Annotated in this window: 23 protein-coding genes; 11 read left to right on the top strand and 12 right to left on the bottom strand. The window is 72.4% G+C overall.

Annotated features, from left to right (window positions below; translation table 11 throughout):
* Nucleotides 1-115: 115 nt before the first annotated feature.
* Nucleotides 116-1,081, top strand: coding sequence for a DUF1775 domain-containing protein (locus ABZS40_RS13425; RefSeq protein WP_354943554.1), 966 nt, complete (start codon nt 116-118; stop codon nt 1,079-1,081).
* A gap of 178 nt (nt 1,082-1,259) precedes the next feature.
* On the opposite strand, the gene ABZS40_RS13420 is transcribed toward ABZS40_RS13425, so the two are convergent.
* A complete protein-coding gene (locus tag ABZS40_RS13420) occupies nt 1,260-2,180 on the bottom strand; it encodes an ADP-ribosylglycohydrolase family protein (RefSeq protein ID WP_354943553.1) in 921 nt (306 codons plus the stop codon).
* A 73-nt stretch (nt 2,181-2,253) separates the two neighbouring features.
* On the opposite strand from ABZS40_RS13420, the gene ABZS40_RS13415 reads away from it, so the two are divergent.
* Nucleotides 2,254-2,943 carry a response regulator transcription factor gene (locus tag ABZS40_RS13415; RefSeq protein WP_091401712.1) on the top strand — a complete coding sequence of 230 codons (690 nt, stop codon included), beginning with the start codon at nt 2,254-2,256 and terminating at the stop codon, nt 2,941-2,943.
* Nucleotides 2,944-2,972: 29 nt separating this feature from the next.
* Nucleotides 2,973-4,376: a HAMP domain-containing sensor histidine kinase gene (locus ABZS40_RS13410; protein WP_181539338.1), complete on the top strand. Its 1,404-nt coding sequence runs from the start codon at nt 2,973-2,975 to the stop codon at nt 4,374-4,376.
* A gap of 240 nt (nt 4,377-4,616) precedes the next feature.
* Here the strand turns inward: ABZS40_RS13410 and ABZS40_RS13405 are convergent, their stop codons facing one another.
* The gene (locus tag ABZS40_RS13405) at nt 4,617-5,639 is read right to left on the bottom strand and encodes an adenosine deaminase (RefSeq protein ID WP_354943552.1); all 1,023 of its coding nucleotides are present in this window, start codon (nt 5,637-5,639) and stop codon (nt 4,617-4,619) included.
* On the bottom strand, nt 5,636-6,430 hold the full coding sequence (locus ABZS40_RS13400; protein ID WP_354943551.1) for a trans-aconitate 2-methyltransferase: 795 nt from the start codon (nt 6,428-6,430) through the stop codon (nt 5,636-5,638). The genes ABZS40_RS13405 and ABZS40_RS13400 overlap by 4 nt, the downstream gene beginning before the upstream one ends.
* Before the next feature lie 83 nt (nt 6,431-6,513).
* Between ABZS40_RS13400 and ABZS40_RS13395 the strand changes: the two genes are divergently transcribed.
* Both ABZS40_RS13395 and ABZS40_RS13390 read left to right on the top strand, forming a co-directional pair.
* A complete protein-coding gene (locus tag ABZS40_RS13395; protein WP_354943550.1) occupies nt 6,514-7,497 on the top strand; it encodes an aldo/keto reductase in 984 nt (327 codons plus the stop codon).
* A gap of 88 nt (nt 7,498-7,585) precedes the next feature.
* The gene (locus ABZS40_RS13390; RefSeq protein WP_124777641.1) at nt 7,586-7,777 is read left to right on the top strand and encodes a hypothetical protein; all 192 of its coding nucleotides are present in this window, start codon (nt 7,586-7,588) and stop codon (nt 7,775-7,777) included.
* A gap of 121 nt (nt 7,778-7,898) precedes the next feature.
* Here the strand turns inward: ABZS40_RS13390 and ABZS40_RS13385 are convergent, their stop codons facing one another.
* From ABZS40_RS13385 to ABZS40_RS13355, 7 genes are all read right to left on the bottom strand, one after another.
* The gene (locus tag ABZS40_RS13385; protein ID WP_088962828.1) at nt 7,899-8,102 is read right to left on the bottom strand and encodes a cold-shock protein; all 204 of its coding nucleotides are present in this window, start codon (nt 8,100-8,102) and stop codon (nt 7,899-7,901) included.
* A 288-nt stretch (nt 8,103-8,390) separates the two neighbouring features.
* On the bottom strand, nt 8,391-8,663 hold the full coding sequence (locus tag ABZS40_RS13380; protein WP_091401703.1) for a DUF4235 domain-containing protein: 273 nt from the start codon (nt 8,661-8,663) through the stop codon (nt 8,391-8,393).
* Entirely contained in the window at nt 8,660-9,034 is a 375-nt protein-coding gene (locus ABZS40_RS13375; RefSeq protein WP_354943549.1) for a DUF3618 domain-containing protein, read from the bottom strand. Before ABZS40_RS13375 ends, ABZS40_RS13380 begins: the two co-directional genes overlap by 4 nt.
* Complete coding sequence (locus tag ABZS40_RS13370) at nt 9,031-9,465, bottom strand: phage holin family protein (RefSeq protein WP_354943548.1); 435 nt, start codon at nt 9,463-9,465, stop codon at nt 9,031-9,033. Before ABZS40_RS13370 ends, ABZS40_RS13375 begins: the two co-directional genes overlap by 4 nt.
* 287 nt (nt 9,466-9,752) lie before the next feature.
* The gene (locus ABZS40_RS13365; protein WP_354943547.1) at nt 9,753-10,940 is read right to left on the bottom strand and encodes a mechanosensitive ion channel domain-containing protein; all 1,188 of its coding nucleotides are present in this window, start codon (nt 10,938-10,940) and stop codon (nt 9,753-9,755) included.
* A gap of 83 nt (nt 10,941-11,023) precedes the next feature.
* On the bottom strand, nt 11,024-11,845 hold the full coding sequence (locus ABZS40_RS13360) for a DUF1206 domain-containing protein (RefSeq protein ID WP_354943546.1): 822 nt from the start codon (nt 11,843-11,845) through the stop codon (nt 11,024-11,026).
* A 59-nt stretch (nt 11,846-11,904) separates the two neighbouring features.
* Nucleotides 11,905-12,270: a hypothetical protein gene (locus ABZS40_RS13355; protein ID WP_354943545.1), complete on the bottom strand. Its 366-nt coding sequence runs from the start codon at nt 12,268-12,270 to the stop codon at nt 11,905-11,907.
* Nucleotides 12,271-12,366: 96 nt separating this feature from the next.
* Here ABZS40_RS13355 and ABZS40_RS13350 point away from each other — a divergent pair, with 96 nt between their 5' ends.
* Together ABZS40_RS13350 and ABZS40_RS13345 are read left to right on the top strand one after the other, a co-directional pair.
* Entirely contained in the window at nt 12,367-13,593 is a 1,227-nt protein-coding gene (locus ABZS40_RS13350) for a cysteine desulfurase-like protein (RefSeq protein ID WP_354943544.1), read from the top strand.
* Complete coding sequence (locus tag ABZS40_RS13345) at nt 13,590-13,877, top strand: GNAT family N-acetyltransferase (protein WP_354943543.1); 288 nt, start codon at nt 13,590-13,592, stop codon at nt 13,875-13,877. The genes ABZS40_RS13350 and ABZS40_RS13345 overlap by 4 nt, the downstream gene beginning before the upstream one ends.
* 10 nt (nt 13,878-13,887) lie before the next feature.
* Here ABZS40_RS13345 and ABZS40_RS13340 read toward each other — a convergent pair whose 3' ends face one another.
* Nucleotides 13,888-15,378, bottom strand: a complete 1,491-nt coding sequence (locus ABZS40_RS13340; protein ID WP_354943542.1) for a glycoside hydrolase family 3 N-terminal domain-containing protein — start codon at nt 15,376-15,378, stop codon at nt 13,888-13,890.
* A 217-nt stretch (nt 15,379-15,595) separates the two neighbouring features.
* Here ABZS40_RS13340 and ABZS40_RS13335 point away from each other — a divergent pair, with 217 nt between their 5' ends.
* The 4 genes from ABZS40_RS13335 (at nt 15,596) to ABZS40_RS13320 (ending at nt 19,057) form a co-directional block, all read left to right on the top strand.
* Nucleotides 15,596-15,721: a hypothetical protein gene (locus tag ABZS40_RS13335; RefSeq protein WP_255750123.1), complete on the top strand. Its 126-nt coding sequence runs from the start codon at nt 15,596-15,598 to the stop codon at nt 15,719-15,721.
* Between the two features lie 88 nt (nt 15,722-15,809).
* On the top strand, nt 15,810-16,760 hold the full coding sequence (locus tag ABZS40_RS13330; protein ID WP_354943541.1) for a TIGR03557 family F420-dependent LLM class oxidoreductase: 951 nt from the start codon (nt 15,810-15,812) through the stop codon (nt 16,758-16,760).
* A 73-nt stretch (nt 16,761-16,833) separates the two neighbouring features.
* Nucleotides 16,834-18,465: a RecQ family ATP-dependent DNA helicase gene (locus ABZS40_RS13325; RefSeq protein WP_354943540.1), complete on the top strand. Its 1,632-nt coding sequence runs from the start codon at nt 16,834-16,836 to the stop codon at nt 18,463-18,465.
* Nucleotides 18,466-18,553: 88 nt separating this feature from the next.
* Nucleotides 18,554-19,057 (top strand): hypothetical protein, encoded by a 504-nt coding sequence (locus ABZS40_RS13320; protein ID WP_354943539.1) that lies wholly within the window; start codon nt 18,554-18,556, stop codon nt 19,055-19,057.
* On the opposite strand, the gene ABZS40_RS13315 is transcribed toward ABZS40_RS13320, so the two are convergent.
* Nucleotides 19,047-20,636 carry an MFS transporter gene (locus tag ABZS40_RS13315; protein ID WP_354943538.1) on the bottom strand — a complete coding sequence of 530 codons (1,590 nt, stop codon included), beginning with the start codon at nt 20,634-20,636 and terminating at the stop codon, nt 19,047-19,049. The genes ABZS40_RS13320 and ABZS40_RS13315 overlap by 11 nt on opposite strands.
* Between the last annotated feature and the right edge of the window lie 8 nt (nt 20,637-20,644).

Genomic DNA, 20,644 nt, shown 5'->3' with positions numbered 1-20,644 from the left:
GACCGGGAACGGCACCTCCTTACCGCTGACGTTGAACCTTTCGCGTCTCGCAGCCGAACTAGAAGGTGTGGCCGGAAACCGGTGCCGGCCGCGTCGACACGGATGGGGGCACGAGATGGCGAGCACGTACGGCGGTGGCCGTCGGCGGCGGATCGTGGCGGCGACCGCGGTGACCGCCGCTGGGCTGCTGCTCTGGCCTGGCACGGCGTACGCGGCGGACGTGACGACCACCCCGACCGAGGCCCGGCAGGGCGACGCGGTGCGGCTGGAGTTCAGCGTTCCGGAGGAGCGGGCTGGCACGAAGACCAACCAGATCGAGGTCCGGCTGCCGGCCGACGCGCCGATCGCCGAGGTCTACCCCATGTCGGTCAACGGCTGGGCGCCCCGGATCAGCTCCCGCACCCTGGACAAGCCGGTGGCCGGTATCCACTCCTCCGGGGTGAGCACTGTGACGACCGCGGTGACCTGGGTCCGGGTCGGTGCGAGTGACCCCGGGCCGGCTCGGCTGGCGCTCTCCATGGGCCCGATGCCACAGGCCGAGCGGCTCACCTTCGAGGTCGTCCAGACGTACGCCGACGGCACTGTGGTCCGGTGGGCGGACGCCACCGGCCCGCACCGGGCCCCGGCGCTCACCCTGCTGCCGGCGGCGCCCGGCGCGGCGGGTCCGGCCGCACACGGCGGGCACGCCGGCCCGGCGGCCGGGGCGCCACCCGCCGCGGACAACGGTGTGGACGCCGCACCTCCGGGCCGATCGGGCGGTGCCGACGAGGGCAGCGCCGACAGGATGCTGGCCGCCGGCCTGCTGGCAGGGCTCGGCGGTGGAGCGGCGATCGGCTGGCTGGTCAGCCGGTGGCGCCGACGCGACCCGGGCGAGGCTGCCGCGCTCGCCGAGGTGACCGGCGACCCGGACGAGGCCGAGAAGCGCGACGAGGCCGCGACCCTGGCCGAGATCACCGGCCGCGCGGACAAGACCGCAACGCCCGCCGAACCGCAGCCCGCCGAGCCGCAGCCCGCCGAACCGACGCCCGCCGAGCCGCAGCCCGCCGAACCGACGCCCGCCGTCTCCGCGGCGTCGCGGTGATCCACTCGGCTTCCAGGAAACCGCGGCATCCCCGCCGCCCGAAGAGCCCGATTCAGCGGTGATCCACCCGGCTCTCAGGAAAACCGCGGCATCCGCGCCGCCCGAACGACCCGACCTACAGGAAGCCGAGTTGATCGTGAGCAGGGCAGCCCGCGCAGGCCGGGACAGCCCTCCGGGGTCAGGGGAGCCAGGTAGGCAGCGGCTCGCGGGCGGCCAGCCACTGCTCGGGCACCCCGCCCGGGGTGCCGACGCCGGTGTGCGCCGCCACCACCGCTCCGGCGATGGCGGCCGTGGTGTCCACGTCCCCACCGGCCCGTACGCACGTCCCGACGGCCGCCGGGTAGTCGTCGAGGTGGGTGGCGGCCACCCAGAGGGTGAACCCGACGGTGTCCTGGGCGGTCACCCGGGAGCCGTTGCCGAGCGCCGCGACCACCTGGGGCAGCGGCCGGCCGAGCAGCCCACCGGCCCGGTGTACGCCCCGGTGCACCTCGGTGCCGGGGTCGAGCGCGGCGGCGATCCCGGCGAGCAGACGCTCCGGGGCCGGCCGGTGCCCGTCGAGGCGGGCCCGGGTGGCCAGCGCGGCGGCGACGGCAACGGCGACCGCCCCGGCGATCCCCTCCGGGTGCGCGTGCGTCACCTCGGCGGACGCGCGGGCCTGCGCCGCGGCGCGCGCCGTCGAGTCGGCGAAGTACGCGCCCAGCGGGCCGACCCGCATCGCCGCGCCGTTGCCGCAGGAGCCCTGCCCGTCGAAGGCGGAGGCGGCGGCCAGCGGCCACGGGGTGCCGTCACGGATCAGCCCCAGGATCAGCGTCGCGCCCGCGCCGTAGCCTCGGCGCTCAGTGCACCGCTCGGCGAAGGAGAGGGCCAGCCGGTCCCGGTCGATGCCGCCGGAGTCGGCCAACTGGGCGAGGACCGAGCAGGCCATCTCGGTGTCGTCGGTCCACTCCCAGGGCCCTGGCGGCAGCGCGTCGGCGGCGAGATCCACGGGCGCCGGGCCCGACAGGAAGTACTGCGCGCCGAGCGCGTCGCCGGTGGAGAGACCGGCGAGGCTGTCCCGGGCGAGCGCCAGGCGGGCATCGGCGAACAGGGTGAACGACATCGTCGTACCAGCTTGCCCGGTCGCCAGGCACGCCGCAACGCGATCAACTTGCCAGGCCAAGTACGGTCTTGTCGTGGCCTCCGTGCTCCTGGTCGAAGACGATCACGTCGTACGCGGCGCGATGCTGCGGTCCCTCACCGACCGGGGGCATGCCGTGCACGCCGTGGGTACGGCGTTGGACGCCCTGCGCCGGGTCGCCGCGGAGACACCCGACCTTGTGGTGCTCGACCTCGGCCTACCGGACCTGGACGGCTCGGACGCGCTGCGGATGCTGCGCGGCATCACCGACGTTCCGATCATCATCGCCACCGCCCGCGACGACGAGCAGTCGGTGGTCAAGCTGCTGCGCGCCGGCGCCGACGACTACATGGTCAAGCCGTTCACCGGCGCGCACCTGGACGCCCGGATCACCACAGTGCTGCGCCGGGCCGGCCGGGCCAGTCGGTCCGTGCAGCCCGCTGTGCACAGCGTCGGCGGGCTGCGGGTGGACGTGGGTGAACGCAGCGCCCAGCTCGACGGGGAGCCGTTGGCGCTGACCCGCAAGGAATTCGACCTGTTGGCGTATCTCGCCGCACGACCGGGGCGGGTAGTGTCCCGCCGGGAACTCTTGGAGGAGGTATGGCGGCAGCCATCGGTCGGCGAGGATCAGACCATCGACGTTCACCTGTACTGGCTCCGCAGAAAGATGGGCGAGTCCGCGGCGAAGCCGCGCTACCTGCGCACCGTGCGGGGGGTCGGATTCCGGCTGGTGGCACCGGACTGAGGACGGCGCTGGCTCTGCTCACGGCCGGCATGTGCAGTCTCGTGGCGCTCGCGTTCCTGATCCCGCTCGGGCTCAGCCTGCGGGAGCAGAGCCGGGACGAGGCGATCGCCGACGCGGCGCGGCGTAGCGCGCTGGTGACCGGCGCGCTGGCGGTGAGCACCGACCCGGCGGTCGTCGAGCGTGCCGTGGTGGCCAGCGCCGAGGGCGCCCCCACCCGGCCCGTGGTGCACGGGTTGGGGTTGGACGAGTCCGCCGGTCGGGCCAGCGGCAGCGATCTGGACCGGGCCCGCTCCGAGCGCCAGTCGTTGGTCGTCGACGTCGACGGGGGTGTGGCCCGGCTCGATCCGGTCGTCCTCGGTGACCGGACGGCCGTGGTCGAGGTGTTCCTTCCGGAGTCGACGCTGGGCGAGGGCGCCGGCGGCACCTGGCTGCTGCTGTTCGCGGTCGGCGCGGCGATGGCCGGCGCGGCGGTGCTGGTGGTCGACCGGGTCGCTGCCCGCGCCGTGGACTCGACCCGGGGTCTGGTCAAGGCCGCGCTCTCCGTCGGCGACGGCGACCTCGGCGTACGCGTCGAGCCGACCGGTCCGCGCGAGTTGGCCGAGGCCGGGTACGCCTTCAACCGGATGGCGGACCGGCTGGACGCCGCCCGCACCGACGAGCGGGAGTTGGTGGCCGACCTGTCGCATCGTCTGCGTACCCCGTTGACGGTGCTGCGCCTGGACGCTGAGGCGTTGGAGTCCGACGACACCAGCGTGGGTTCGTTCAGCCCGGCGGAGTTGGACCGGCTGCGCGGGATCCGGCGGATCCGGCAGGCGATCGTCACCCTGGAGGGTGAGATCGACGTGCTGATCAAGACCACCCGTAAGACGGTGGCGCTCGAGGCCGGGCCGGCGATGTGCGACGTCAGCGAGGTGGTCCGCGACCGGATGGTGTTCTGGGCGGCGTTGGCCGGCGACCAGAACCGCCCGCACCGGGTCAACGGCGCCCAGCTGCGCATCCCGGCGCCGGTGCCCCGTGCCGAACTCGCCGCCGCGCTGGACGCGGTGATCGGCAACGTCTTCCGCTACACCCCGCAGGGCACCGCGTTCGAGGTGGCGGTGTCCCGGCGCGACGGTTACGTGGCGATCCGGATCGACGACGCCGGCCCCGGCATCGCCAACCCGGACCGGGCACTTCGCCGGGGCGCCAGCGACCAGGGCTCGACCGGGCTCGGGCTGGACATCGCCAAGCGGGTCGCGTTGCAGGCCAACGGCTCGGTGAGCATCGACCGCGCCCGGCTGGGCGGGGCCAGCGTGGTGATGCTGCTCGCCGACCCGGAGGCGACGCCCCGGCAGGTCAGCCGCTTCGGTCTGGTCGGTCGGATGGCCCGCGACGCCCGGGACACGAAGGCCACCGGACGTCGCTGGCCCCGCCAGCGCCCGACCGACGACTGACCCTGCCAAACCCCGGGGCTGTGCGCCGGCGCAAGTCTTCCTTAGATCGCGGTTAACGACCGCGTTGGATCGGCTCCGGGCTGACAGGATCAGAGCACGAACCCACCAGTTCCACCGGCCGAGCGCACCACGCACCCACGGCCGGTGGAGCCGCGCGCGCGGCGGGAGTCACAGGTCCCCCCACACCCACGCTCCCGCCGCGCGCCCTGCTCCACCGACCTGCTCAGCCGACCGACCAGCTCAGCCGGCCGTGGCGAGGTACGCGTCGATCTCGGCGAGGATCCGCTGCTGGCCGACGGCGTCCAGGAAGGACGCGGTCACCGCGTTGCGGGCCAGCCCGGCCAGCCCCTCGGCGCCGACGCCGAGCAGGCGGGCGGCCACCGCGTACTCGTCGTTGAGGGTGGTGCCGAACATCGGCGGGTCGTCGGAGTTGATGGTGACCAGCAGCCCGGCCTCGACCAGCTGGGGCAGCGGGTGCTCGTCGAGGGTGGCCACCGCCCGGGTACGCACGTTGGAGGTCGGGCAGATCTCCATCCCGATCTGTCGCTCGGCCAGGTACGCGAGCAGCTGCGGGTCCTGCGCGGCGGAGATGCCGTGCCCGATCCGCTCGGCGCCCAACTCGTTCAGGGCGTCCCAGACGGTCTGCGGGCCGGTGGTCTCCCCGGCGTGCGGCACCGAGCGCAGCCCGGCGGCGCGGGCCTGGTCGAAGTACTGCCGGAACTGCGGTCGGGGGACGCCGATCTCCGGGCCACCCAGACCGAAACTGACCAGCCCGTCCGGGCGCTCGTCCAGCGCGATGCGCAGCGTCTCCTCGGCTGCCGGCAGGCCGGCCTCGCCGGGGATGTCGAAGCACCAGCGCAGCTCGATGCCGAAGTCGGCTAGGGCGCGCCTGCGGGCGTCCTCGATGGCCTCGCAGAACGCCGGCGCGGGAATGCCCCGTCGGACGTGCGAGTACGGGGTGATGGTCAGCTCCGCGTACCGGACCTGTTGGCGGGCCAGCTCGCGGGCCACCTCGTGCGTGAGGATCCAGACGTCCTCCGGGTCGCGGATGAGGTCCACGACGCTCAGGTAGACCTCGATGAAGTGCGCGAAGTCGCGGAACTCGAAGTAGCTGGCGAGCGCGTCCGGGTCGGCCGGCACGGGGGTGCGCCCCTCGTGGCGGGCGGCCAACTCGGCGACGATCCGGGGCGAGGCGGAGCCGACGTGGTGCACGTGCAGCTCCACCTTGGGCAGGCCGGCGATGAAGGTGGGAAGGTCGGTCACGGGTTCTCCTGGGCATGGTCGCCGGTGCGGGCGACGACGAAGACGCGGCGGAACGGGAAGTACACCTGACCCTGCCGCACCGGGTACGCCGCGGTGAGCCGTACTCCCAGCTCGGCCCGGAAGGCGGACCAGCCGGCGGCGTCCAGTGCGGCCCGGACCGGGCGCAGCGCGGTGCCCTCCATCCAGGCCAGCACCGGGTGCTCGGCGGCGGGTCGAGCCGGCAGCAGGTGCACGTAGGTAGTCTCCCAGGCGTCCACCGCGCAGCCGGCGGCGGTCAGCAGCGCCGCGTAGTCGGCCGGATCGTCGACCGGGTCCGCGCGCAGCAGCGGGGCGACCTCGGCCCGCCAGGTCGGCCGGCTGGCGACCTCCCGCAGGGCGCGGTGCGAGTCGGCGGCGAAGTTGCCGGGGACCTGCACGGCGAGCCAGGCGCCGGCGGGCAGCTCGGCTGCCCAGCGGCGCAGCAGCTCCTGGTGGCCGGGGACCCACTGCAACGCCGCGTTGCTGACCACCACGTCCTCGTCGCCGGCCGGAGCCCAGTCGCGCAGGTCGGCGACCGCGAAGTCGACCGGCGCACCGAGGGCCTCGGCCCGCTCGATCATGTCGGGTGAGGAGTCGAGGCCACACACCCGGCTGGTCGGCCAGCGCTCGGCGAGGACGGCGGTGAGCTGGCCGGGGCCGCAGCCGAGGTCGACCACCGCCCGGGGTCGCTCGGCCGGGATCCGGGCGAGAAGGTCGTGAAACGGCCGGGATCGCTCGTCGCCGAAGCGCAGATAGGTCGTCGGGTCCCACATGGTCGCCTCCCAAACCGTACGTCCGTACTGCTGAAGGTACGGCTCGCATGGCAGGGTGGCAACCCGATCACTAGGCTCGGGGCATGGAACAGCGCAGCTTCAACCGGCTCGGCCGGACCGTTGGCGCGGTCGGCCTGGGCGCGTGGCAACTCGGCGCCGACTGGGGCACCGTCAGCGAGGACGACGCGATGGCGGTGCTCGCCGCCGCCGTGGACGCCGGGGTCACCTTCCTCGACACCGCCGACGTGTACGGCGACGGCCGCAGCGAGCAGCTGATCGGCCGCTTCCTGCGCACCCGACCCGACGCCGGGCTGACCGTCGCCACGAAGATGGGCCGCCGCGTCGAGCAGCGGCCGGAGGCGTACACCCTGGCCAACTTCCGGCAGTGGACCGACCGCTCCCGGGCCAACCTGGGCATGGACACCCTGGACCTGGTCCAGTTGCACTGCCCGCCCACCGAGGTCTTCTCCTCCGACGAGGTCTTCGACGGCCTGGACACCCTCGTCGCCGAGAAGGTGATCGCCGGGTACGGAGTCAGCATCGAGACCTGCGACCAGGCCCTCACCGCGATCGCCCGACCGGGGGTGGCGAGCGTCCAGATCATCCTCAACGCGGTCCGCCACAAGCCCCTCGAACGGGTGCTGCCGGCCGCGGCGGCAGCCGGCGTCGGCATCATCGCCCGCGTGCCGCTCGCCAGTGGCCTGCTCTCCGGCCGCTACGACGAGCACACCGAGTTCCCCGCCGACGACCACCGCAACTACAACCGGCACGGCGCGGCCTTCGACGTCGGCGAGACGTTCTCCGGAGTCGACTTCGATCGAGGCCTGGCCGCCGTACGCCGGCTGGCCCCGCTCGTCGACGCCGACCGCACGATGGCGCAGTTCGCGCTGCGCTGGGTGTTGGACCAGGCTGGCGTCACAGTGGTCATCCCCGGTGCCCGCGACGCAGACCAGGCCCGACGCAACGCCGCCGCCGCGGCTCTGTCCCCGCTCACCGACGAGCAGTTGGCAGCCGTCCGCGAGACCTACGACGAGCTGATCCGCCCGCAGGTGCACGACCGGTGGTGACCCGCGCGCCCGAGGTGCTCGCGTCGCGCCGCCCGGCCGGCGATGCTGGACGGCGGCGCGCCGACCCGGGCGGCGGAGAGGGGAAACGATGAGGGGCTGGCTTCCGCTCACCCTCGGCCTGCTGGCCGTGGTGATCGGTGCGGTGTGGACGGTCCAGGGCCTCGGCTACGTCAGCGGCAGCGTGATGACCGACGAGAAGATCTGGGCGGTCATCGGCCCGCTCGTGGCGCTCGCCGGGCTGGTGGTGCTCTGGCTCGGCCTGCGCTCGCGTCGACGCTGACCGGTCGCTGCACCAGGGAGCCCGAGCAGGCGAAAGCCCCGCATCCCAACCGGGATGCGGGGCTCTGCCGTGACCCTTGAGCCGGATCGTCCCACTGGCCGGCGGGGGCCGGCCGTCCTACTCAGATGGGGCGGACCTGCTCAGCCTGCGGGCCCTTCTGACCCTGAGCAATCTCGAACTCCACCCGCTGGTTCTCCTCCAGCGAGCGGTAGCCGCTGGACTGGATGGCCGAGAAGTGGACGAACACGTCAGCACCCCCACCATCGACGGTGATGAAGCCGAAGCCCTTGTCAGCGTTGAACCACTTCACGGTTCCCTGAGCCATGTGAATCTCCCTCTAAAAACTGGCGGCCGTGCACGCCGTCCGGCCGATTGGCCGTTTTTGAGCAGCGGCGCCTGAGGCGGCCCCACGAAGGAGACTTCTCTCAACCCACGCCATCTCGCAACAGCGGGGATCAGCAAATCACGGAGGTAAAAAGTCTGTCACGACCTCTCCGACGAATTTCTCCGACATGTGACCTGACGGATGCCTCAGGCGCGCTGGGCGGCGTCCGATGCCATGCGAAAGCCCCCTTCCCATCGATGCGGGAAGGGGGCTGAAGTCGCTGCCTGGTCAGTCCGGCCAGCTGCCGGTCATCCGGCGTACGCCGACCGCGCCGCCCCGGTCCACGGCGGCCCGGACGACAGCGAAGATGGCGCCCTGCAACGCCGCGGCGGCCAGGACCTCGCCCCAGCCGCGATCCTCGTCGGTCGCGTTGGGCGCCTCACCGTCGCCCGCGGTGACCTTCCAGACCTGCCGGAAGATCGCCCCGGCCACCGTGCCTGCGGCGATGCCCAACAACACGCCGACCGGCCGGTACGCGACCCTGCCGATGCTCTTACTCACCTACGCCTCCCCCGAACGATCATCAGCACCACCACGGTGGCCACCGCACCGGCCGCGATGGCCGCCCATGGCACCGGGTTGCGGCGCACCAACTCGCCCTTGTCGTACGCCTGTGCGCGTACCATCTCGCCCTTTTCGTACGCCTGCGCCCGCGCCATACCGGCGCCACGCGCGGCCTGCCCGCGGACCCGAGCGACGGTCTGCGCCGCCTGCTCGCGCATCCGCTCCTTGGCCTGCTCGGCGGACTCCTTGAGACGCGCCTTGACGTCGGCCTTGGCGGCCAACGCCTCCATCGTCTCGCCCAACTCGACCCGGGTGCGACGGATCTCCTCGCGGAGGGCCTCCGGATCGCCGGTCCCGTTACCGGTCATTGCCGCCCCCTGTCCTTCACCGCGGCGGTGACGGTCTCCATGTCTGCCCGGAGGCTACGGACCGTGGCCGCCGGCATCGGTGGGACGGCACGGCTGACCTGCTTCTTGCCCACCAAAGCCAGGATGCCGGCCACCAGGAAGCAGGCCACCGCCACGATCAGCGCCGCGGCCCAGGCGGGCAACACCAGGTCGAGCAGCAGGATCGCCGTGACGACCAGCGCACCCAGACCGAAGAACGCCAGCGCGCCGCCGCCGCCGAACAGGCCGATCCCGATGCCCGCGTGCTTACCCTTCTGAGTCAACTCCGCTCGGGCCAGCGTCAGTTCGTCCCGCACGAGGCGAGAGATCTGCTCGGTGGCCCGCTGCACCAACTCGGCAGTGGAGGGCTCGCTCCCGTTCTGGGATGTGCGGGCTTTCGCCACGTCAGCCATGCTGTCCTCCTTTCCTCATCACCGCGCTGTATGCCCGAAGTCGCCGCTCGTCAATCCTAAAGCGCGCCAACCAGCTCACCGTCCCGTTGTCCGGACGCCGCGCCGCCAACGCACGGCCAACCGCCGCGATCACGCCAGAGACGTCCGGCAGCACATCCCCAACCCAAGCCCGACCAAACCTCCCGCAACGGACCACGAATTCCGCTGATCATGAAGTTATTGCCCTCCCGCCCCGCGTGTCGTGGCAATACTTCATGATCAACCGGGACTTGAGGGGTGGGGTGGGGTTAGGGGCGGGTTTCTTCGGGGCCTACGAAGGCTTCGCTGCGCGCGTCGCCGTCGTCGCTGCCGCCGAAGACACGGGCGTCGTCGGGCGCCTCGGTGTCGGACAGGCGGCGGGCCGGCCGCCTCGGCTGCACCCACTGCCAGGACAGGTTGCTGTTGGAGTCGCCCAGCTCGGTGCGCAGCCGGGGCATCGCGGTCGGGCGGTTGTCCCGGATCCAGGCGACCAGGTGTTCCCGGACGAGGCAGCGCAGGTCCCACAGGCTGCCCGCGTCGGCGGCGCTGACCAGCGCGCGCAACCGGACCATCCCGCCGGTGGCATCGGTGACCTGGAGGACGCAGACCCGACCGTCCCACAGCTCGGTGCCCTCGACGAGGCGGCGCAGCTCCTCGCGCATGGTCTGCACCGGCACCGCCCAGTCGACGTCGAACTCGGCGGTGCCAAGCACCGCCGCCTCCGTCCGGGTCCAGTTCTGGAACGGCTTGCTGGTGAAGTACGAGGTGGGCAGGATCAACCGGCGGTCGTCCCAGATCTGCACCACGACGTAGCTGAGGGTCAGCTCCTCGATGCGACCCCACTCCCCTTCGACGACGACCACGTCGTCGAGCCGGACGGCGTCGCTGAAGGCGAGTTGAACGCCGGCGAAGACGTTCCCGAGCAGGCTCTGCGCGGCGAGCGCGGCCACCACACCGACCACACCGGCCGAGGTCAGCACACCGGCGCCGATGCCCCGCACGCTGGGGAACGTCATCAGCATCACGCCGACGGCCAGGATGACGATCACCGCGATGGTCAGTCGGCGCAGCATCACCACCTGGGTTCGGACCCGCCGGGCGTGCCGGTTGTCCGGTACGTCGACCCGGAACCGGGCCAGCGCGGTGTCCTCCACGACGATCAGCAGGCAGGCGACCAGCCAGGCCATGGTGGCGATGACGCCGAGGATGAGCAGGTGCAGCAGCAGCCGCCGCCAGCTCACGCCGACCGCGTACCCGGTGGTGAAGCGGACGGCGAACTGCACGGCCAGGACCGTTGCGGCGACCTGGAACGGGCGGTGCGCGTGGTCGGTCAACTCGGTCAACAGCAGTGACCGGCGGCCGAACCGCCGGGTCACCCGGTGGACGACCTCGACCAGGAACAGGGCGACCGCCGCCGCGACGAGCGCGGCGACGGCCGTTTCGAGATAGTTCTGCACAGCTTCGGGGCTCCCCTTGGATCAGACGACGGGCACTCCGGGCAAAAGCCCAAGAGTGCCCGTCGTCTTGAAAATCGACCAGCTCAGACCTTGCGGTACCGGGACTGGAGGAAGCAGTAGACGCCGAAGGCGGCGATGCCCAGGGCGACGAGGGCCAGCAGGAACGTGCCGTAGGACTGCTCACGCAGTGTGTGCAGTGCGGCGTCCAGACCACGGGCCTTCTCCGGGTCGTACTTCACCGCCGCCACGATGACCAGCAGACCGGCGATGCCGTACGCGACGCCCTTGGCGATGTATCCAGCCATGCCCAGCCGGCGGGCGAGCTGGCGGGTCTTCGGGCTCATCTCGCCGGTCTTGAGGTGCTTCTCGAACTTCTTCAGGGCGCCGTAGATCACCAGACCGATGCCGATCGCGGCGACCACAAGCCCGGCCAGGCCGACCAGCCAGCGGCCACCGCTGGAGGTCATCAGCTTGCCGGTCAACGCCTCCTGCTTGTCGGCGCTGTTCGACCCGGCGTCGGAGAAGACCTTGAAGGCGGTCCAGGCGAAGTAGAGGTAGACGATGGTCCGGCCGGCCGAGGCGAGCCGTTCAGTGATCCGCTCCTTGCCGCGCTCGGCGCGGTGCCCGACCGCCGCCTCCAGCGCCTGCCAGATCGCCATCGCGAGCAGGCCGACAGCGACGGCGATGACCAGGAACTTGCCGAGGGGCTGTGCGGAGAGGGTACGCAGCGCGCCGGACTGGTCGCCGTCGTCGGACGACGTGCCGAACGCGATCTGCAACGCCAACCAGGCGAAGAGGAGGTGGACGATGCCGTAGCCGATGAAGCCGGCCCGGGCGAGAAGTTCCAGCCACCGGCTGTCCGCCGTTCGGGAGGCGGTGGCTTCGGCGCTACGGGTGAGTGACATGGCGTCACAATCTCCGATTCTGAAGATTCCCAAACGTCGGCCACCGCCACCCGCCCAGGTCAGCTGCCCGGGTTGCGCGCTACGCGAACCTTGACCTGTTGGTCGGTCACGCTGTCCAGGGTGACCGCGAAGCCCCCGGCCTCGGCGGCCTGCTGGCCGGTGGTGAGGGTGAGCTGCTCACCGGCGACCTCGACGGTCACCTGGTCACCCTCGGCACCGACCAGCTTGGCCTCGACGCCCAGGATGGTTGCGCTCGCGTCGACACCCCGCTCGAAGGTGACAGTGCAGGCGTCCAGCCCGCAGTCGGTGGAGGCGCCCTGGGAGCTGCACCCGGCGAGCACGGCGAGGCCGAGCGCCAGACCGGCGAAGAGACCGGCGGCGCGGCGGACGGTGGGAATGGGCATGGTGGCGGGTCGGTTCGTCACCCCGCCAAGAGTACGAGACATCCGCGACGTCACCGCCCAACGGTGATCACCTGGCGGCCGACCAGGGTACGAGGAGGACCGGCTAGGGTCCGGGACATGCCGTTCGACATCGCCCGCACCCGGGCCGCCTACCCCGCCCTGACCGAGGGCTTCGTCCACTTCGACGGTGCCGGCGGCACCCAGACCGCGGCCGGTGTGATCGACGCGGTCACCGACGCCATGCGGTCGGCGGTGGGCAATCGCAGCACCGCCAACGTAGCGGGTCGCCGGTCGTTGGAGTTGGTGGCCGAGGCACGCTCGGCGGTGGCCGACCTGCTCGGCGCCGACCCGGCCGGGGTGGTGCTCGGCCCGAGCGCGACAGCGCTGACCTACACCCTGGCCCGCACGCTCGGCGCGGCCTGGCGCCCGGGTGACGAGGTGGTGGTCTCCCGGCTCGACCACGACGCGAACGTGCGGCCGTGGGTGCAGGCCGCCGAGGCGGCCGGCGCGACGGTGCGCTGGGCCGAGGTCGACCGGCACACCGGTGAGCTGCCCGCGGCCCAGTACGCGGACCTGGTGAATGAGCGGACCCGGGTGGTCGCGGTGACCGCCGGCAGCAACGCCATCGGCACCATGCCGGACGTGTCGGCGATCGCCAAGACCGCGCACGCGGTCGGCGCGTTGGTCTACGTCGATGCGGTGCACTCGGTGCCGCACGGGCCGACCGACCTGGCCTCGCTCGGCGCCGACGTGCTGGTCACCAGCGCGTACAAGTGGTCCGGCCCGCACCTGGCGGCGATGGTGGCGGACCCGGCCCGGTGGGCGGCGTTGCGCCCGGCGAAGCTGGTGCCGTCCTCCGACGCGGTGCCGGACCGGTTTGAGTACGGCACGCCGAGCTTTCCGCTGCTGGCCGGCGTGGCCGCCGCCGTGGATCACCTGGCGGGGCTGGACCCGGACGCTGTCGGGGACCGGCGGGCCCGACTGCGGGTCGGGCTGGCCGCCGCCCAGGCGCACGAGGAGGCACTGCTGGACCGGCTGCTCGCCGGGCTGGCGCAGCGGCCGGCGATCACCGTCTACGGCTCGCCGGCGCGGCGCTGCCCGACGGTCTCGTTCCGGGTCGCCGGCATGTCCCCGGCGGCCACCCAGGAGGCGTTGGGCGCCGCCGGGTTCTGCCTCTCCGTCGGCGACTACTACGCCTACGAGTTTTTCCAAATGATGGGTCTGCGCGACAGCGGCGGCGCGGTGCGGGCCAGCATCTACCACTACAACACGGCCGACGAGGTGGACCGGTTGCTCGGCGAACTCGACGCGCTGGCCGAGCGGGCGGGGAGAATGGCCGGATGAGCACCCTGGTCGAGGACAACCCGGCGAAGCACCGCTTCGAGATCCTGGTCGACGACGCGCTGGCCGGCTTCACCGCGTACGTGCCGCGCGGTGAGGTCCTGGTCTTCACCCACACCGAGGTGGACCGGGGCTTTCAGGGCAAGGGGGTGGGCGGCGCGCTGATCCGCGGCACCCTGGACCAGCTCCGGGCACGCGGCACGACACTGGTGCCGCAGTGCCCCTTCATGGCCGCGTTCATCGACAAGCACCCCGAGTACGCCGACCTGGTCGCCGACCTCCCATAGCGCGGGCCGGTCAGCGGGCGCCGGCGAGCACCTCGGCGGCGGCCTGTCCGCTGGCGCGGGTGGCGCCGTGGGTGGCCAGGTGCACCGCCCCGGTGACCAGCTCGGGCACGCCCAACTCGACAACGACGGCGTCCGGCCGGGCGGCCAACGCGCGGTGCACGGCGGCGCGCATCCAGTCGTGCCGGTGCTGGTCGCGGACGACCAGGACCAGAGGGCGGCTGCCCGCACCGGCGCCCGGGTCCGCCGGCACGTCGGGTTCGGCGTAGCGGACCGTGCTGGTGCCGGGCAGCAGCTCGGTCAGTGGTCCGCCGATGCCCCACGGGGTCTCGGCGCCGATGGCGATGTTGCGCAGCGGCTCGAACTCGACGACGTGCGCCGCGCGGGTCAGGGGCAGCGCGACAGTCGTACCGGGGGCGGCGGTGACCCGGACGGCCCGGCGGGCGGCGACCAGCCCGACGTCGGCGGCGGCGCGCCCGCCGGCCGAGCCGGCGCTGCGGGCGGCCACCGTCCAGGCGGCGAGTTGACCGACGCGCTTGGCGGCCTCGGCGAGACGTTCCTCGGGCAGCTCACCGGAGACGACGGCGGCCACGATGGCGTCGCGCAGCTCGCGGGCGGCCTGCTCGTCGGCCCGTTCGCCACCGATGCAGATGGCGTCGGCCCCGGCGGCGAGGGCACGGACTGTCGCACCGGCGAAGCCGTACCTGTCGGCGACCGCGCGCATCTCCACCGCGTCGGTGACCACCACGCCGGAGAAGCCCAGCTCGTCGCGGAGCAACCCGCCCAGGATGCGCTGACTGAGCGTCGCCGGCAGGTGCGGGTCGAGCGCGGGCACCAGCAGGTGGCCGGTCATCACCGCCTGCACCCCGGCGGCCACGGCGGCGCGGAACGGGGCCAGTTCGCAGGCGTCCAGCCGGTCGCGGTCGGCGGTGATCCGGGGCAGGTCGTGGTGTGAGTCGACCCGGGTGTCGCCGTGCCCGGGGAAGTGTTTGGCGCAGGCCGCCACGCCGCCGGCCTGGAGCCCGCGGACCCAGGCGGCGGTGTGCCGCGCTACCAGCACCGGGTCGGCGCCGAAGGAGCGCACGCCGATCACCGGGTTCGCCGGATTGGAGTTGACGTCGGCGTCCGGGGCGTAGTTGAGGGTGACCCCCGCCCTGGCCAGCTCGGCGCCGAGGTCCCGGGCGACGGCCTCGGTCAGCTCCGGGTCGTCGACAGCGCCGAGGGCGAAGTTGCCGGGCCGGGAGCTCCCGTGCACCGACTCGAGCCGGGTGACGTCGCCGGCCTCCTCGTCGATCGCCACGATGACGTCCGGCCGTTCCGCGCGCAGCGTCGCGGTGAGTGCGGCCACCTGCTCGGTGTCGACGACGTTGCGGGCGAAGAGCACCACCGAGCCGAGACCCTCGCCGAGCCAGCGGCACACCCATGGCGGTGGGGTGGTGCCGACGAAGCCGGGTTGCAGGACGGCGGCGGCGAGCGCCGGGAGGTGCTCGTTGGTAGTTGTCACTCCGCCCCCTTGCCGTGATCGACGTCGATCACCGGCGACGGTGCGCCCCCGTCGACCCGCTGGTTGCGCTCGCTCATGCGGCCCCCGTACCCCATCTCTCGCGCGCCCTCGGCGCACCGCCACCGGCAGGCGGTCCTGCCATGGTCACACTGAGCGATTCAATAGTCAATAAACCTTACAGTTGCCTGGCGGCCCGCTCCCCGGGGAGAGTGCGGGGATGGATCCCGTCCTGCTGGCCGACGCGACGAGCCCGGCCGACATCCCCGGCGTACGCCTGCTCGGCCTGGTGGTCGGCGCCCTGCTGCTCCTCGCCGCGATCCGGGCGATGTTCGGTCGACGCTGATCCGCCCCGCATCGACAACCGGTGTGACCGGGCGTCGCCGGGGTACGGCTTCCCCCATCAGCAGGTCCGCGTGCCGAAGGGGTAAGCCATGAAGACCGGATACTTTCTGTCCAGCGAGGAGTTCACGCCGGCCGAGTTGGTGGAGCAGGCGCGCGGTGCCGAACGGGCCGGCTTCGAGGCACTGTGGATCTCCGACCACTACCACCCCTGGGTGGACGCACAGGGTCAGAGCCCATTCGTCTGGTCGATGATCGGCGCGCTCAGCCAGGTCTGTTCACTTCCGGTGACCACTGCGGTGACCTGCCCGACCGTACGGATCCACCCGGCCGTGATCGCGCAGGCGGCGGCGACCAGCGCGGTGCTGCACGGCGGGCGGTTCGTGCTCGGCGTCGGCACCGGCGAGGCGCTCAACGAGCACATCTTCGGCGACGCCTGGCCGCAGGCCGACGTCCGGTTGGAGATGCTGGAGGAGGCCGTCGAGGTGCTGCGCGCGCTGTGGGCCGGCGGCTTCGTCAGCCACCACGGCAAGCACTACACAGTCGAGCAGGCCCGGATCTACACGCTGCCCGACGCTCCCCCGCCGATCTACGTCTCCGGCTTCGGGCCGAAGTCCATCGACCTGGCCGCGCGGATCGGCGACGGCTACGTGAGCACCATGCCCGACGGCGAGATGGTCCGGCGCTTCCGCGAGAACGGCGGCGGCGACAAGCCGTGCCAGGCCGGCTTCAAGGCGGCGTACGCGGACAGCGAGGAGGAGGGGCTGCGCATCGCGTACGAGCGCTGGCCCAACGCGGGGGTGCCGGGTGAGCTGTCCCAGGTGCTGCCCTCGCCGCGGCACTTCGAGCAGGCCGCCGAACTGGTCAGGCCGGAGATGCTGAAGAAGGCGTTCGTCTGCGGCAACAGCGCCGACGCGCACCTGGAGATGATCGACCAGTACGCCAAGACGGGCTTCGACGAGGTCTACGTGGCCAACACCGGCCCGCACTACCAGGGTCTGTTCGACCTCTACCAGCGCGAGGTCCTGCCCCGGCTGCGCTGAGTCGGCGATCAACGAGCTCATGATCGTCCGAACGCGTTTCGACGGTCATGAGCTCGGGTACCTCCGGCCCTCGATGAAACTGTCCACGCACTCGATGACGTTGCGCCGCGCGGCCCGCAGCCTTTTCGGCTGGAAGGCGCTTCGGCCCAACCAACTGGCCGCGATGCGCGCGGTGATGAAGCGCCGCGACGCCCTGGTGGTGTTGCCCACCGGTGCCGGCAAGTCGGCGATCTACCAGATCCCGGCCAGCCTGATACCCGGCCCCACAGTGGTGATCTCCCCACTGCTGGCCCTCCAGCAGGACCAGATCGCCTCCCTCAACGAGCGACAACGCCCGGAGCTGCGGGCGGTGCGGATCAGCTCCAACGAGTCGGCCAGCCAGCAGGCCGAGGCGATCACCGAGATCCGCGAGGGCCGGGCGGAGTTCCTGTTCATCACCCCGGAACAACTCAGCAATCCCGAGCGGATGGCCGAGGTGGCCGCGCTGAAGCCGGCTCTGGTGGCGATCGACGAGGCGCACTGCATCTCCGCGTGGGGGCACGACTTCCGCCCCGACTACCTGGCACTCGGGCACCTCATCGAGGGCATCGGCCGGCCGCCGGTGGTGGCGCTGACCGCCACCGCCTCCCCGCCGGTACGTGACGACATCATCGCCCGGCTGCGGCTGCGCGACCCGGACGTGGTGGTCTCCGGGCTGGACCGGCCCAACCTCTTTCTCGAGGTGGCGCACTGCCCGGACGAGGACTACCGCTGGCGGCGCCTGATGACACTGCTGCGCGACGAGGGCCGGCCGGGGATCATCTACGTGCCGACCCGCCGCGCCGCCGAGGAGTTGGCCACCCGGTTGACCGACGCCGGCTTCCCGGCGCAGTTCTACCACGGTGGGATGCCGATGGGTGCCCGCGCGGAGCTGCACGAGGCGTTCCTCGCCGACCAGGTCCCCATCATGGTGGCGACCTCGGCGTTCGGCATGGGCATCGACAAGCCGAACATCGCCTGGGTGGCGCACATGGCACTGCCCGACTCGCCGGACAGCTACTTCCAGGAGATCGGCCGGGCCGGCCGCGACGGGCAACCGGCCCGGGTGCTGCTGCTCTGGCGGGCCGAGGATGTGGGCCTGCAACGGTTCTTCAGCGGCGGCCTGCCCGACGTCGAGGAGCTGCGCGACCTGGCCGCGCTGCTGCGCAAGAAGGCAGCCACCAAGACCGAACTGCGCGAGACCACCGGCCTGGGGCCGCGCAAGCTGGGCCAGTACCTCTCCCTGTTGGAGCAGGTCGGGGCGGCCGAGCCGCGTGCCCGGCAGCGCATCGGCGCCTCCCGTTACTCCCCGAACCCGACCGACGCCGCCGCGGCGGCGTTGGCCGAGGCGGAGCGCCAGCAGACGGTGACCCGGTCCCGCACCGACATGATGCGGGCCTTCGCCGAGACCCGGGCCTGCCGGGGGCAGACCCTGCTGGCCTACTTCGGCGAGCAGATGACGCAGGTCTGCGGCCACTGCGACAACTGCCACAACGGCACCAGCGTGGCCGACCAGGGTGCGGTCGGGCCGTTCCCGGTGCACAGTCAGGTGCGTCACCCGGAGTGGGGGCCCGGCCTGGTGCTCTCGTACGAGGAGGACAAGATGACGGTCCTCTTCGATGAGGTCGGGTACAAGACGTTGTCGGTGCGCGTGGTGTCCGAACAGGGCCTGCTGACCCTGGACTAGCCTGACCCGGGCGCCCGTTCCGGGCCCGGTGGATCGACCAAGCAGAGCATCGATTGACCAAGCAGAGCAGTGCGGAAGGGGCGTTGTCGTGATCGAGCAGCCGGCGTACACCGGGTTCGGTTTCTCCGACGAGGAGTGGGGGTTGCTGGTCGGCCTGCCGCAGTCGGTGCTGACCGCGGCGAGCGCCGCCGAGTCCGACGGCACCCGCCGGACCATGGCGGAGAACGCGGCCGGACTGGAGACCATCGCCGCCGGCCGGGAGTCGGCCAGCCCGCTGGTCGCCGCCGTGGCCGGCGAGATCGTCACCCGGGTCGGTGACCCGGACACCGGTGAGGAGTTGCCGGCCATCGCGCCCGCCGACCCCGTGGCGTACATCGACGACGTGCTGCTGCGGGCCGGCGAGGCCGGCGCGTTGCTGGCGGCGCGGGTCGACGAGGGTGAGGCCGGCGCGTACAAGCACTGGCTTGTGAAGATCGCCGAGCAGGTGGTGGGCGCCGCGTCCAGCGGTGGGTTGCTGGGCATCGGCGGCGAGTCGGTCAGCGACTCCGAGCGGCGTTTCCGCGACCGGCTCGCGCACGTGCTCATCGACTGACCGACGACAACGAGGTGTCGGCCGGACCGGTCGGCTCGACGGCCGGCGCCGTGGAGTCGGCCGGTCGGACGCCGCGCAGCGCGACCAGCGCGGTGACCGCGCCCAGCAGCATCACCGCCATGGCGGCGTACGCGGCCAGGTGCAGCCCGTCGGTGAACGCGAGCCCGGCGGCGTGCCGCACCGCGTCGGCCAGCTCCGCCGGCAGCCCCTGAGCGACCGCGAGCGCACCGCCGAGGGTCTCCTGGGCCGCGGCGCCGGCGTCGGCGGGCAGCCCGGCCGGCAGGCCGTCGACGATCTCGCGGCGGTAGACCGCCGCCCCCACGCTGCCCAGGATCGCCATTCCCAGCGCACCGCCCAGCTCGCTGCTGGACTCGGTGAGCGCCGACGCGACACCGGCCTGCTCGGGCGGCGCCGCGCCGAGGACCAGCTCGGTGACGAGGGACATCACCATCACCAGGCCACCCGCGTAGACACTGGCGCCGACGAGCAGCAGCCACAGCGGCGTCTCCGGGGTGACCCGGGTCAACACCACGAAGCCGACCACGGCGATTCCGAACCCCGCACCGATCAGGTACGCCCGTTCGACGCGCTGGGCGAGGGCGGCGGCGGCCGGCGCGACTCCGCCCACGGCGAGGGACGGTACGAGGCTCCACAGTGCCGCCCGCAGCGGGCTCAGGCCGAGCACCAGTTGGAGGTGCTGGGTGGTGAAGATGGCGAAGCCGACGATGGCGAACATCGCCAGCAGGTTGACAGCGAGCGACCCGGCGAAACCGCGACGGCGGAACAACGCGAGATCGACCATCGGGTACGCCCGGGTCCGCTGCCGGTGCAGGAAGAGCCCGCCCACCAGCAGACCACCGACGATGGCGAGGAGCCGCGCCGGGCTGAGGCCGTCGCGGGCCATCTCCTTGATGCCGTAGATCACCGGCAGCAGCGCGCCGAGCGACAGTGCCGCGCTGACCAGGTCGAACCGCCCGGTCGCCGGGTTGCGGAACTCTTGCACCAGGAGCGGGACGAGCAGGAGCAGCATCAGCATCGCCGGGATGTTGATCAGGAAGATCGAGCCCCACCAGAAGTGCTCCAGCAGGATGCCGCTGAGCACCGGGCCGATCGCGATGCCGCCGGTGAGGGTGGCGGTCCAGATGCCGATGGCGGTGCCGCGCTGCTTGGCGTCGTGGAACATGTTGCGCACCAGGGCGAGGGTCGAGGGCATCAGGGTGGCCCCACCGATGCCGAGCACGGCACGCGCGGCGATCAGCGTCGCGGTGCTGTCGGCGTACGCGGCCAGCAGCGACGCCGCCCCGAACGCGGCGGCGCCGATCAGCAGGAGTCGGCGTCGACCGATCCGGTCCCCCAGCGCGCCCATGGTGATGAGCAGCCCGGCCAGCACGAAGCCGTAGATGTCGAAGATCCAGAGCTGCTCGGTGGCGCTGGGGCGCAGCTCCGCGCTGATGAACGGGACGGCGAAGTAGAGCACCGACACGTCCATCGAGACCAGGAGCAGCGGCAGCATCAGCACCGTGAGCCCGATCCACTCCCGCCGGCCCGCTCGCGGCGCCGGTGTGGTGGTGACCATCATGATCAGTT

This window comes from Micromonospora sp. NPDC005324 (assembly GCF_040607155.1).
Lineage (GTDB): Bacteria > Actinomycetota > Actinomycetes > Mycobacteriales > Micromonosporaceae > Micromonospora > Micromonospora trifolii.
This window is presented reverse-complemented; position numbering and strand designations above follow the sequence as displayed.

Excerpts from the sequence above, each read along its gene's own strand:
- ABZS40_RS13400 (WP_354943551.1), bottom strand. The coding sequence starts at position 6,430 with ATGTGGGACCCGACGACCTATCTGCGCTTCGGCGACGAGCGATCCCGG.
- ABZS40_RS13420 (WP_354943553.1), bottom strand. The coding sequence starts at position 2,180 with ATGTCGTTCACCCTGTTCGCCGATGCCCGCCTGGCGCTCGCCCGGGAC.
- ABZS40_RS13425 (WP_354943554.1), top strand. The coding sequence starts at position 116 with ATGGCGAGCACGTACGGCGGTGGCCGTCGGCGGCGGATCGTGGCGGCG.
- ABZS40_RS13325 (WP_354943540.1), top strand. The coding sequence starts at position 16,834 with ATGAAACTGTCCACGCACTCGATGACGTTGCGCCGCGCGGCCCGCAGC.
- ABZS40_RS13315 (WP_354943538.1), bottom strand. The coding sequence starts at position 20,636 with ATGATGGTCACCACCACACCGGCGCCGCGAGCGGGCCGGCGGGAGTGG.
- ABZS40_RS13390 (WP_124777641.1), top strand. The coding sequence starts at position 7,586 with ATGAGGGGCTGGCTTCCGCTCACCCTCGGCCTGCTGGCCGTGGTGATC.
- ABZS40_RS13395 (WP_354943550.1), top strand. The coding sequence starts at position 6,514 with ATGGAACAGCGCAGCTTCAACCGGCTCGGCCGGACCGTTGGCGCGGTC.
- ABZS40_RS13410 (WP_181539338.1), top strand. The coding sequence starts at position 2,973 with ATGTGCAGTCTCGTGGCGCTCGCGTTCCTGATCCCGCTCGGGCTCAGC.
- ABZS40_RS13385 (WP_088962828.1), bottom strand. The coding sequence starts at position 8,102 with ATGGCTCAGGGAACCGTGAAGTGGTTCAACGCTGACAAGGGCTTCGGC.
- ABZS40_RS13330 (WP_354943541.1), top strand. The coding sequence starts at position 15,810 with ATGAAGACCGGATACTTTCTGTCCAGCGAGGAGTTCACGCCGGCCGAG.
- ABZS40_RS13375 (WP_354943549.1), bottom strand. The coding sequence starts at position 9,034 with ATGACCGGTAACGGGACCGGCGATCCGGAGGCCCTCCGCGAGGAGATC.
- ABZS40_RS13360 (WP_354943546.1), bottom strand. The coding sequence starts at position 11,845 with ATGTCACTCACCCGTAGCGCCGAAGCCACCGCCTCCCGAACGGCGGAC.
- ABZS40_RS13370 (WP_354943548.1), bottom strand. The coding sequence starts at position 9,465 with ATGGCTGACGTGGCGAAAGCCCGCACATCCCAGAACGGGAGCGAGCCC.
- ABZS40_RS13350 (WP_354943544.1), top strand. The coding sequence starts at position 12,367 with ATGCCGTTCGACATCGCCCGCACCCGGGCCGCCTACCCCGCCCTGACC.
- ABZS40_RS13335 (WP_255750123.1), top strand. The coding sequence starts at position 15,596 with ATGGATCCCGTCCTGCTGGCCGACGCGACGAGCCCGGCCGACATCCCC.
- ABZS40_RS13345 (WP_354943543.1), top strand. The coding sequence starts at position 13,590 with ATGAGCACCCTGGTCGAGGACAACCCGGCGAAGCACCGCTTCGAGATC.